Here is an 11,301-nt window from a genome sequence, read left to right as displayed (position 1 = left end):
GCCCTAGGGCCGTTTCAGCCTGAAGAACCGTCTCCAGTTGCTCCCCTCATGGAGGGGCTCCTGGGGGCGGTTTTCGCTGAAGGGCAGCTCCACCACCAGGTTTCCTTGGCTGTAGTCGGGCCACTCACGCTCGGCTGGCGCCGCGTCGTCCGTTGGCTGAGGCTCAAGCTCAGGTTCATCGGCGAGGACCTCGACGTTGGGTGCGGCATCGCCCCAGGGCGTTGCCGGCGAGCCGTTAAGCACCGTCGGCGTTGCGATGACGGGTGTTGGTCCACTGGCGGGCACCTCAGTCCAGGCCGCCTGCAGGGCGGTGAGGGCCTCCTGGGGTTCGCTGAGTTGGTTGAGCCAGGGGGTGGCAGGAAGTTCGGGCAGATCCCCAATGGCTTGCTGGGAGCTGGGCTCCTCCTGGGCTGCTGGTTGCAGTTGACAGCGCTGGAGCCCGGCCTGGGCGAGGTCCACCAGGGTGGAGGGGGCCGTGCTGTCCGCGACCGCTTGGTAGTAGGCCTGCGCGTCCTGGGGCTGCCCCAGTCCGTAGAGGTGAATGTGACCCGTTAGTAGCTGGAGCCGGCTGAGGGCGGTCTCTGACTCAGGCCCAGAGGCGCTGGCTTGCAGCTCGTGCAGCAAGGCCTCAGCCCCCTGGAGCGCATCGCTGAAGCGCCCTTCTCCGTAGGCCCGTTCGATGGCTGCGTAGCGATCACTGCTTGCGCTGCTCATGGCGTTGCGCCGTTCCCGCTCCGGTTTAGGTCGTTTTGCCAGACCTGGCCGCGCTTCTTCAGGGCTCCAGCCAGATCAGCTCGCGGTTCCAGCGCAGGGAGCGCCCCCGGCTGAGATCCCACTGGCCAGGACCGCAGTGGGGCGGCAGGCGATGGAGAAGCTGCTCCAACTGTTCCGCGTTGCCCAGGCTGAGGCCCTGGCGGGTCAGCCAGTGGTGCAGCAGCAGCCGTTGATTGCTGAGGGTCAGGCCGCTGAGGGGGCGTCGCTTTAACGCCGGCTGAGCCTGGGCCGTTTCGGTTTGCAGGCTGCCCAGGGCGAGATCCACCAACTGCTCGCCGCCGTCCTGCTCTTGGGCCAGCCGTTCGCTCAGTTGGCTGATGCGTTCGCTGGCTCCGGGGTGGAGGGCCTCAAGCACAGGCAGCACCTCGTGGCGGATCCGATTGCGACTGAAGCGCGGGTCGCTGTTGCTGGGGTCCAGCCAAATCGGCAGACCCAGCTGCTGGCAGATCTGGACGGTGTCACTGCGGGAGAACCCCAGCAGTGGGCGGACCAGCTCAATCGTGCCGCTGAGCGTGCGCCGTTGCCGGAGGCTGGAGAGGCCGCGGCGATGGCTGCCGCGGGCGAGCTGGAGCAGGACCGTCTCGCTGCGGTCGCTGGCGGTGTGTCCGGTGACGACCCTGCGGCAGCCCAGGCGCTGGGCGTGGGTCTGGAGCTGCCCATAGCGCCAGTCGCGGGCTGAGGCTTCATCCCTCTTTGGACTCTCCCAGTCGTCGACCTGGATCGGCAGGCCCTGGTCCTGGGCCCAGGCCTGGAGTTCGCGGGCTTGCTGCTCGGCTTCAGGGCGCCAACCGTGGTTGCCATGCCAGAGCTGCAGCGGCCAGTGGTGGAGACGTTTCAGGTCGTTCAGGAGCCCCACCAAGGCCATGGAGTCTTGGCCACCGGAGACGGCCAGTAGCAGGGGCTCCCCATCGGGCAGCAGATCCTGCTGCTGGAGCAGCTGCTGATGCAGGCGCCGATGCAGATCACTCCAGCGTTCAGCCATGCCCCCAGCCTGATTCGCCCTGGCTCAGCGTGTGAGAATCGCAAAACTCCATCTGTACTGGCATGTCCCGCCTCGATCGGCTGCCCGCTTCCCTGCGCATGGCCCTGGCCGAGAAGCGCGCTCTCAAGGTGATTGCTGGCCTCACCAACTTTGACGCCGCCAGCGTCGAGCGCATCAGCCGTGCGGCTGGCCTCGGTGGTGCGGATCTGATCGACGTGGCCTGTGATGCTGAGCTGGTGCAGCTGGCCGCCTCGGTCTCGGGCCTGCCCATCTGCGTGAGCGCTGTCGATCCTGAGCTGTTCCCCGCCGCCGTGGCCGCCGGTGCCGCCATGGTCGAGATCGGCAACTACGACGCCTTCTATCCCCTCGGCCGCATCTTTGATGCCGCTGAGGTGCTCTCCATCACCCGCCGCACCCGCGAGCTGCTGCCCGAGGTGGTGCTGAGCGTGACCGTCCCCCACGTGCTGCCCATCGACCAACAGGAGCAGCTCGCCGCTGATCTGGTGGCCGCCGGTGCCGACATCATCCAGACCGAAGGTGGCACCAGTGCCAAGCCCTTCAGTGCCGGCAGCCTCGGCCTGATCGAGAAGGCCGCTCCCACCCTGGCCGCTGCCCACAGCATCAGCCGCGCCGTCTCGGTGCCGGTGCTCTGCGCTTCTGGACTGTCTTCCGTCACCGTGCCGATGGCCATCGCCTCCGGTGCCGCTGGCGTGGGCGTGGGCTCCGCCGTCAACAAGCTCAACGATCAGCTGGCCATGGTCGCCGTGGTTCGTGGCCTGCGCGAGGCCCTGGGCAGCGCCGTCAAGGCAGCCGTCTGATCCTCAAGGCATCACCGCTTTGGACGTCACCCATGCCCTCCGGGGCATGGGTTTTTTGTTGGTTCGGCAGCCACGCCGCCTGGGCGGTTGTCCGAGAATGCCCCGATGCCTAACCCGTTTGAAATCCACGCTCCCTACGAGCCCAAGGGGGATCAGCCCGAGGCGATCAAGGCGCTGGTGGCTGGCGTGGAATCAGGCGAGCGCTATCAGACCCTGTTGGGTGCGACGGGAACCGGCAAGACCTTCACCATCGCCAATGTGATTGCCAAGACCGGCCGGCCGGCCTTGGTCTTGGCCCATAACAAAACCCTGGCGGCCCAGCTCTGCAATGAGCTCAGGGAGTTCTTCCCGAAGAACGCCGTTGAGTACTTCATCTCCTACTACGACTATTACCAGCCGGAGGCCTATGTGCCGGTCTCCGATACCTACATCGCCAAAACAGCCTCGATCAACGAAGAGATCGACATGCTGCGGCACTCCGCGACCCGCTCTCTCTTTGAGCGCCGCGATGTGATCGTGGTGGCCTCCATTAGCTGTATCTACGGCCTGGGAATCCCCAGTGAGTACCTCAAGGCCGCCGTCAAATTTGAGGTGGGCGAGACCCTCAATCTCAGGAGTTCCCTGCGGGACTTGGTCAACAACCAGTACTCCCGCAACGACCTGGAGATCTCCCGTGGACGCTTCCGGGTGCGGGGGGACGTGCTGGAGATCGGCCCCGCCTACGAGGACCGCCTGGTGCGGATTGAACTCTTTGGTGATGAGGTCGAGGCCATTCGCTATGTGGACCCCACTACCGGGGAAATCCTGCAGAGCCTGGAATCGATCAGCATCTATCCGGCCAAGCACTTCGTGACTCCCAAGGAGCGCCTGGAGGATGCGATCAAGGCCATTCGCTCGGAGCTGCGGGAGCGCCTGGACGTGCTCAACGAGCAGGGGAAATTGTTGGAGGCACAGCGCCTGGAGCAGCGCACCACCTACGACCTGGAGATGCTCGAGCAGGTCGGCTACTGCAATGGCGTTGAGAACTATGCGCGCCATCTGGCGGGCCGCGAGGCGGGCACACCGCCGGAGTGCCTGATCGACTATTTCCCTGAGGACTGGTTGCTGGTGGTGGATGAGTCCCACGTCACCTGCTCCCAGCTGCAGGCGATGTACAACGGCGACCAAGCGCGCAAGGGCGTGCTGATTGAGCACGGCTTCCGGCTTCCCAGTGCTGCAGACAACCGTCCGCTCAAGGGGGATGAGTTCTGGGAGAAGGCCCGGCAGAGCATTTTTGTCAGCGCCACACCCGGGGATTGGGAGCTCAAGCAGAGCGATTCCGAGGTCGTCCAACAGGTGATCCGTCCGACCGGGGTGCTGGATCCCATCGTTGAGGTGCGTCCCACCGATGGCCAGGTGGATGACCTCTTGGGTGAAATTCGTACCCGTGCCGAGAAGAAGGAGCGGGTCTTGGTCACGACCCTGACCAAGCGGATGGCGGAAGACCTCACGGACTACCTCGCTGAGAACGGCGTCCGGGTTCGCTATCTCCACTCGGAGATCCACTCGATCGAGCGGATCGAGATCATCCAGGACCTGCGCAATGGCGAGTACGACGTGCTGGTGGGTGTGAACCTCCTGCGGGAGGGCCTGGATCTGCCCGAGGTCTCCCTGGTGGCGATCCTGGATGCCGACAAGGAGGGGTTCCTGCGGGCTGAGCGCTCCTTGATTCAGACCATCGGCCGGGCCGCTCGTCACGTGGAGGGGGTGGCCCTGCTCTACGCCGACAACCTGACGGATTCGATGGCCAAGGCCATCTCAGAAACCGAGCGCAGACGTGCGATTCAGCAGGCCTACAACGAGAAGCACGGAATCACGCCGACGCCCGCTGGTAAGCGGGGCGGCAATTCGATCCTGGCCTTCTTGGAGGTTTCCAGGCGCCTGAACGACGAGCAGTTGGAGCAGGCCACCGAGCAGGCCGAGCACAACGATGTGCCGCTCGATGCCCTGCCGGAGCTGATTCAACAGCTCGAGGACAAGATGAAATCAGCGGCAAAAAATCTTGACTTTGAGGAAGCCGCCAACCTGCGCGATCGCATCAAAAGCCTGCGCCAAAAGCTTGTAGGGAAGCCCTAAGTCAGCGAAAACCGTGACGCGATCTCTGCTTGATCTTTCCCTTTTCTTCCGACTTCGCCCCTGGAATCGCGGCTAAAGGTGAGCTAATCGCCGAGGAGGCGAATTGGGTTACTACTTGCTCCATCTCCATTTGCATGGCCTGTTCCGCGGCCATGACCTGGAGCTGGGACGTGATGCAGATACCGGTGGTCAGACCACCTATGTGCTCGAGCTGGCCAGAGGATTAGCTGCTCGCCCGGAGGTCGACCGCGTCGATGTGGTCACCCGTTTGATTCAGGACAAGCGGGTTTCCGCTGATTACGCCCAGGCCCATGAACCGCTGGCTGACGGCGCCAGCATCGTTCGCTTCCCCTGCGGACCGCGGCGCTACCTGCGCAAGGAACTGCTCTGGCCCTATCTCGACGAGATGGCCGATGCGGTCACGGCCCACATTGCGGCCCAGCCGCAGCGTCCGAATTGGATCCACGCCCACTACGCCGATGCCGGCTATGTGGGGGCCTTGGTATCCCAAAGGCTTGGGATCCCCTTGGTCTTCACCGGGCACTCCCTGGGCCGCGAGAAGCAGCGGCGCCTGCTCGAAGGCGGCCTGACCCATGAGCAGATCGAGCAGACCTATGCCATTGGCCGTCGCATTGACGCCGAAGAGCGTGCCTTGGCCCAGGCCTCCCTGGTGATCACCAGCACCCAGCAGGAAGCCCAGCAGCAGTACGCCCGCTACAACCGCTTTGAGGCGGAGCAGGCCTGTGTCGTGCCCCCTGGGGTGGACGCCCAGCGCTTCCACCCGGTGGCGATGCCTGGCGAGGCGTCCGATGTGGAGGCCCTGATGGAGCCATTCCTGCGGGAGCCCAACAAGTCACCCCTACTCACGATCTGCCGCGCGGTTCGGCGCAAGAACGTCCCGGCTCTGGTGGAGGCCTATGGCCGCTCCGCCCTACTGCAGGAGCGCCACAACCTCGTCCTGGTGCTGGGTTGCCGTGAGGATCCCCGCTCGCTCGAGAAGCAGCAGCGGGATCAGTTCCAGCAGATTTTTGAGCTGGTGGATCGCTTTGATCTCTACGGCAAGGTCGCCTATCCCAAGCACCATCGCGGTGAGCAGATCCCTGCGATCTATCGCTGGGCGGCACAGCGCTGCGGGATCTTCGTCAACCCGGCCCTGACGGAGCCCTTTGGTTTGACCCTGCTGGAGGCGGCGGCCTGCGGGCTGCCCTTGGTCAGCACCGATGACGGGGGGCCGCGGGACATCCTTCAGCGCTGCTCCAACGGCCAGCTGGCGGATGTGACCGATCTGGATGTGCTGCAGCAAGCCCTGGAAGAGGCGGGTGCGGATCTCGATCGCTGGCGCTCCTGGCGCGACAACGGCATCGAGGCCATCAGCCGCAATTTCAGTTGGGATGCCCATGTCTGCAGCTACCTCGGGGAGGGCGACCGTCGTTGCACCCCCGGGGTGGTGGCTGCGTCCCCGGCCCAACCGGTGAAGGTCGAGGCTCCTCCGGTGCAACGGTTGCTCTTGCTCGATCTCGATGTCTGCCTGCAGTCGGCGCAGCCGGCTGGCCTCGAGGATCTCCGCCGCCGACTGGCCGCTGATCCCCAGTGCGGCATCGGCATGTTGAGCGGTCGCCACTTCGCTTCAGCGCGGCTGCGCTTTGCCGAATTGCATCTGCCAGAACCCCAGGTCTGGATCCTGGAGGCCGGGGCGGACCTGCGCTTTGGCGCTGAGGGCCGGCCAGATCTCAGTTGGCACCAGCACATCGCCCAGGGCTGGCAGCGCAAACGGGTCGAGCAGGTGCTCGAAGGCCTCAGCCCCCGCCTGTCGCTGCAGCCGGAGGTCAATCAAGGCAGTTACAAGGTCAGCTACACCCTGGAGGCGCCCACCGCGGGGGTGCTCGAGATGGTGCGGCAGCGGTTGCGCCAGCACCGGCTGGAGGCTCGAGCCCACCTCTTCCACCATTGGTTCTTGGATGTGCTGCCGATGCGGGCGTCCAAGGCGGATGCCATTCGTCACCTCTGCCTGAACTGGGGCCTACCCCTGGATCAGGTGCTGGTGGTGGCGGCCCAGCAGGGTGATGCGGAGCTCCTGAACGGCAGCTCGCTTGGCCTGGTGGCCTCCGAGCACGACCACTCCCTGGATCAGCTGCGCCGCCGTCCGAAGGTCTTTTTCGCCTCCAGGCCTCAGGCTTGGGGCGTGCTGGAGGGTCTAGACCACTACCGCTTCTTGAGCCGCTAGGGCAGCAGGGCGTCTGGGTCTTGGCTCAGGTAGCTCTGGCGATTGGGGTTGCTGTCGGGCATCCAATAGCTGATCTCCTGGTGCCAGAACGGGACCCCCTCGACCCGGCTGGAGGCCAGTTTGGTCGTGGCCATGGCCGTGATCAGCTTGCCCATGTCGATTGGGGAGAGGTCCGTTCGCATGTCCTTGCCAGCGATCTCCATCAACTCGGGAAGTCGGGTCGCCATGACTGGGTTGGCCAGTTTGCGGAAGACCTCCGCCAGCACCAGCTTTTGGCGCTCCATTCGGCCGATGTCACCCAGCTGGTCGTGGCGGAAGCGCAGGAATCCTTCCAGTGCCTCCCCTTTGAGCAGTTGCCGTCCGGGATAGAGGTCGATGTAGAGGCCTTGGCTGTTGTCGACGTAGGCCATCCGTTTGGGGACGTCGACCTCGACGCCGCCGATGGCATCCGCCAGTCGCTGAACGGCGTTCAGGTTCAGCACCAGATAGCGGTCGACCTTGGCGGAGAGGAGCTTGCTGAGCTCCGCCTTGACCATCTCGGGGCCGCCACTGCTGTAGAGGGCGTTGGCCTTCATCACTCCGTAGCGCTCGGAGTCGATGAAGGTGTCCCTGGGGACCTGGGTGAGCTTGGTGCGGCCGTCGTCGAGATGCATCGTCAGCATCACGTCGGTGTTGGTGCTGACGTCGTCGGTCCCCAGGACGACGATGCGTCGATCGCCCGAGGCCACCGGGGCCACCAGGGATCCGATCAGCTGTTTGGGCTGATCAAAGGCTCCCATCACCACGGCGGGCAGGCCATGCAGGGCGTAGCCCAGTCCAAGGCCGGCCACGAACAGGGGCAGGCGGGGGAGCCCCTGCCTGCGCTTGACGGGTTTGGTCGGTGCTGCGGCTGGTCGCCGGCGATCCAGCTGCGTCACGTTGTCGCGGCGGACGCGGCGCTCAGCAGGTTGGAGATCCGCTTTCCCCCGCCTGGGGTCCCGCTGCGGACTGCGCCCTTGGCGCCGGGGATTGGATTGGGCGGGGGACATAAGGCACTCAGATGAGCGCAAAGTACCTCGCGTTATCCCTTGGAGCTAGAGGGGTTTGGGCCTCTAGATCACCTGGATCTTGCCGGCGGCTTGATCGGCTTTTTGCTGTGCGTCCTTGAGGTCCGCACCGCGGGCCAGGGCCACCCCCATGCGCCGGTAGGGACGGGCGTCGGGTTTGCCAAACAGCAGCACCTGCACATCGGTTTCGGCCAGGGCCTCGTCCAGACCGCTGAAGGCCACGCTGTCGCTTTGTCGCTCAGCCAGGATCACGCGGCTGGCGGCTGCCCCCTCGGAGCGGATCTCAGGGATGGGCAGCCCCAGGACGGCCCGCAGGTGCAGTTCAAATTCGCTCAGGTTTTGTCCGGCCAGGGTCACCAGGCCGGTGTCGTGGGGGCGGGGCGAGAGCTCGGAGAAGACCACTTCGCTGCTGCCATCGGGTAGGCGGCAGACGAAAAACTCCACGCCAAAAATGCCAGCGCCCCCGAGGTTGTCGGTGACCTCCCGCGCCATGGTCTGGGCGGCGGCCAGTTGCTCCCACTCGAGCTGGGCGGGTTGCCAGCTGCACTGGTAGTCACCCCGCTCTTGGATATGGCCGATGGGCGGGCAGAACAGGGTGGGGCCGTTCCACTGCTTCACGGTCAGCAGGGTGATTTCCTGCTCAAAGTGGAGGAACTCCTCGACGATCACCCGGGCGCCGCTACCCCGGGCTCCGGCCATGGCGGCCTCCCAGGCGGCGGGAATGCCCTCGGGACCGTCCACCACACTTTGGCCTTTGCCGGAGGAGCTCATCACCGGCTTCACCACCACGGGCCAACCCAGGGGTGCGGCGGCCTGCGCCAACTCCTCGGCGCTGCTGGCGTAGGCGAACCGGGCCGTGCGTAGCCCCAGTTCCGTCGCGGCGAGGTCGCGGATGCGGTCGCGGTTCATGGTCACGGCCGTGGCGCGGGCCGTGGGGATCACGGTGGTGCCCTCGGCCTCCAGCTCCGCCAGGGCGTCCACGGCCAGGGCTTCGATCTCGGGGATCAGGACATCGGGTTGGTGCTGACGGACCACCGCCTTGAGCGCCTCCGGGTCCGTCATCGGTACGACCTCGGCCACATCGGCAACCTGCATCGCGGGGGCCCCGGCGTAGCGATCCACTGCGATCACACGGCAACCCAGGCGTTGCGCGGCGATGGCCACCTCTTTGCCCAATTCACCGCTGCCCAAGAGCATCAGGGTGCGGGGGAAGTTGGAGCTGGCCATGGCCGCCGCGGAGACGAGAGACTTGCGCGATCTTGCATCGCCGCGTGCCCGTGCTGTTGTTCGCCCCGTTTGCTTACGCCACTGCCGGTGATGCAGCGGATGGTCTGCTCAATGGTCTGAGCATTGAGGATCTCCAGCGTTGGACGCTGATCTATCTCGGGATTTCGGTGCTGGCGTTTGTGCTGGTGTGGCTCATCGGTTACCTGCGCCGCGCGGGCTGACCGTTCAGTCCAGTTCGATCAGGTTCAACTGCCGCACCGGTGACTGTTCATCGATGAAGCCATAGGCGGCAAAGACCCCGGCATCCCTGTGGGTGATGTGTTGGCCATCGCTATGGCGCTCCAGCACAAATCCCTCAGAGGCCATCCGACGCATCAGGGCCGCGGCTTCTTCAAAGCGCGAGGCCATCGCCTCGAGGCTGGCGCAGTCGCCTGTCAGTCCTGTTTCCTTCCAGGTGAAGTAGGCCATTATTGAAATACTCCGTACTGAACTCAGTAACTGGAAGGGTTGCGAGGGTTTGGAGTTCCGTGGAGCACAGTTGGTATGCCGTTGGTATTGCGGCGGCCTGTGGACTCGATACTCACTGCTTCAAACATGGCATGGTCCGATTGCCGTGAAACAGATCGCGGCTGCCTGAAACGGCGCTGCGCTTATGCAGTACGTGCATAAATCAGGTCTGTGTCCCGCGCCTGGGAACCCGTTGCACGGTCATCAGTGGGTATCCATTTCGTACGGAAGTAGCCGCAGTTCAGGTGCACAGCGGCATCCGAGCGCCCGTTGGTATGGATTGCCGCTGCTGCTGGTATGCACAGGTGAGCTGGAGCCTGAGGCAGGTCCACGGCGGTCCATAAAAAGGGCTGCCAAAGCAGCCCGAGAACCCATGCGAAGACGCTGGTCTTCTTGGTTCCATCAAGGCTCAGCGAGCTTCAAAGCGCCATAACCAATGCCTAACTCGGGCCAGTTCGCCGGGTGGCGTCAAGACCAAAGCTCAAAATCGCGCACTTTTTGGATCGGATAGCTGGGGCAGGGATGTAGCTAGGACCGCCAGGTCCGTTGTCGCGCGTTTTTGGATAGCCGTAGAAACACAGAATTCGTACGTCCCATGAACTGGGCTGGTACTTGCCTCCAGGATCGTCCGAGTGGCTGCGCCACCCCCTTTGCACTCTTGAGCTGACCACTCGGCAGCCCTTGCAACAGGCTCCGCCCAGGCCTAGACCAGTGATAGCCACGGAGAGGTAATGGACCCGCTCACCGACGGCATCCTGCTTGCCCTGCTCGTCACGGCCACAGTGGCGGCGGCTCACAAGGCAACGCGTAAGCAGGCTTCATCAGAAGACTCCTGCAAAGTCATCCTCCGCGAGGGGGATGACCATCCACTGCGCCACTGCTGAGCACTCCGCCACTGCTGAGCCACGCCGAAGCCGCATGGCGGACATGCCAATATAAAGATTCTCTTAAGGGTCTAGCGGTGAGAAAGGCGGTGCTCCTGGCGTCTTTTCTTGGCTTCGCGCATGGAGTATCTGCGCTGGCATTTCCGTTGATCGTGCCCTCAAGCCTGTTGTATAGCACTGAACATAACTTGCGCCGACAAGCGCAAATACTCACGCCAGCCTGGTAGCTGTGACTACATAAAGAGGGGAGAGTGAGGTTCTCTCCTTATGGCTAACAACTCCACGCTCCACCAATCCCAAGTCAATCCCTGGGCGATCGGCGGTGTTTTTGTCGGCGTATTTGCCTTGGTCTCGCTGGCTGTTCAATTGGTCGGCACCGGCATGAAGACGACTTCAGGTGGGGAATCCACGATCAGAAGAATTGGAAACCTCCCTCCATCAGCTCGGCAGGTCATGCAGTATCCAGCTGGAGTCCCGACAGGTATTGGTGGGGGTAACGCTGGTGCATCGACCAATCCAGGTCTTGCTCGCTAACCACTCGACCTAGACCAGCGCGTTCATCACTTCGTACGGAAGTCGCCGCAGTTCAGGTGCACAGGCGACCTGCAGCCTGAGGTGGGTCACCTGCGGTCCTGAGTCCTGCACAAAACGTTCAGCCGGTTACAAACGGCACATCACCGCTGAACTGGCTGCCGGATCATCTCCTCACGACCTTCGGGTCGGG

9 protein-coding genes are annotated in these 11,301 nt (G+C 64.1%); 4 read left to right on the top strand and 5 right to left on the bottom strand.

Features of this window, described 5'->3' with window-relative positions:
* Nucleotides 1–3: 3 nt before the first annotated feature.
* Nucleotides 4–714, bottom strand: coding sequence for a hypothetical protein (locus tag QZ186_RS01695; protein WP_296415403.1), 711 nt, complete (start codon nucleotides 712–714; stop codon nucleotides 4–6).
* A 58-nt stretch (nucleotides 715–772) separates the two neighbouring features.
* Entirely contained in the window at nucleotides 773–1,756 is a 984-nt protein-coding gene (gene tilS, locus QZ186_RS01690; RefSeq protein WP_296415401.1) for a tRNA lysidine(34) synthetase TilS, read from the bottom strand.
* 62 nt (nucleotides 1,757–1,818) lie between these two features.
* On the opposite strand from tilS, the gene QZ186_RS01685 reads away from it, so the two are divergent.
* The 3 genes from QZ186_RS01685 (at nucleotide 1,819) to QZ186_RS01675 (ending at nucleotide 6,913) form a co-directional block, all read left to right on the top strand.
* Nucleotides 1,819–2,574, top strand: a complete 756-nt coding sequence (locus QZ186_RS01685; RefSeq protein ID WP_247476642.1) for a DUF561 domain-containing protein — start codon at nucleotides 1,819–1,821, stop codon at nucleotides 2,572–2,574.
* A 105-nt stretch (nucleotides 2,575–2,679) separates the two neighbouring features.
* Nucleotides 2,680–4,689 carry an excinuclease ABC subunit UvrB gene (uvrB, locus tag QZ186_RS01680; protein WP_010313886.1) on the top strand — a complete coding sequence of 670 codons (2,010 nt, stop codon included), beginning with the start codon at nucleotides 2,680–2,682 and terminating at the stop codon, nucleotides 4,687–4,689.
* Nucleotides 4,690–4,792: 103 nt separating this feature from the next.
* Nucleotides 4,793–6,913 carry an HAD family hydrolase gene (locus tag QZ186_RS01675; RefSeq protein ID WP_296415393.1) on the top strand — a complete coding sequence of 707 codons (2,121 nt, stop codon included), beginning with the start codon at nucleotides 4,793–4,795 and terminating at the stop codon, nucleotides 6,911–6,913.
* On the opposite strand, the gene QZ186_RS01670 is transcribed toward QZ186_RS01675, so the two are convergent.
* Together QZ186_RS01670 and purT are read right to left on the bottom strand one after the other, a co-directional pair.
* Nucleotides 6,910–7,941 (bottom strand): LCP family protein, encoded by a 1,032-nt coding sequence (locus tag QZ186_RS01670; RefSeq protein WP_296415389.1) that lies wholly within the window; start codon nucleotides 7,939–7,941, stop codon nucleotides 6,910–6,912. The genes QZ186_RS01675 and QZ186_RS01670 overlap by 4 nt on opposite strands.
* A gap of 63 nt (nucleotides 7,942–8,004) precedes the next feature.
* Nucleotides 8,005–9,186 (bottom strand): formate-dependent phosphoribosylglycinamide formyltransferase, encoded by a 1,182-nt coding sequence (gene purT / locus QZ186_RS01665; RefSeq protein ID WP_247476648.1) that lies wholly within the window; start codon nucleotides 9,184–9,186, stop codon nucleotides 8,005–8,007.
* 44 nt (nucleotides 9,187–9,230) lie between these two features.
* Between purT and QZ186_RS01660 the strand changes: the two genes are divergently transcribed.
* Nucleotides 9,231–9,407 carry a cytochrome B6 gene (locus QZ186_RS01660; protein WP_247476649.1) on the top strand — a complete coding sequence of 59 codons (177 nt, stop codon included), beginning with the start codon at nucleotides 9,231–9,233 and terminating at the stop codon, nucleotides 9,405–9,407.
* A 4-nt stretch (nucleotides 9,408–9,411) separates the two neighbouring features.
* On the opposite strand, the gene QZ186_RS01655 is transcribed toward QZ186_RS01660, so the two are convergent.
* Nucleotides 9,412–9,654, bottom strand: coding sequence for a hypothetical protein (locus tag QZ186_RS01655; protein WP_247476651.1), 243 nt, complete (start codon nucleotides 9,652–9,654; stop codon nucleotides 9,412–9,414).
* Between the last annotated feature and the right edge of the window lie 1,647 nt (nucleotides 9,655–11,301).

The organism is Vulcanococcus sp. DEBay_Sum29NL08_54, from assembly GCF_017859255.1.
Classification (GTDB): Bacteria; Cyanobacteriota; Cyanobacteriia; order PCC-6307; family Cyanobiaceae; genus Vulcanococcus.
This window is presented reverse-complemented; position numbering and strand designations above follow the sequence as displayed.

Coding starts and splice junctions, on each gene's coding strand:
- QZ186_RS01685 (WP_247476642.1), top strand. CDS start 1,819: ATGTCCCGCCTCGATCGGCTGCCCGCTTCCCTGCGCATGGCCCTGGCC.
- QZ186_RS01655 (WP_247476651.1), bottom strand. CDS start 9,654: ATGGCCTACTTCACCTGGAAGGAAACAGGACTGACAGGCGACTGCGCC.
- QZ186_RS01670 (WP_296415389.1), bottom strand. CDS start 7,941: ATGTCCCCCGCCCAATCCAATCCCCGGCGCCAAGGGCGCAGTCCGCAG.
- purT (WP_247476648.1), bottom strand. CDS start 9,186: ATGGCCAGCTCCAACTTCCCCCGCACCCTGATGCTCTTGGGCAGCGGT.
- uvrB (WP_010313886.1), top strand. CDS start 2,680: ATGCCTAACCCGTTTGAAATCCACGCTCCCTACGAGCCCAAGGGGGAT.
- QZ186_RS01695 (WP_296415403.1), bottom strand. CDS start 714: ATGAGCAGCGCAAGCAGTGATCGCTACGCAGCCATCGAACGGGCCTAC.
- tilS (WP_296415401.1), bottom strand. CDS start 1,756: ATGGCTGAACGCTGGAGTGATCTGCATCGGCGCCTGCATCAGCAGCTG.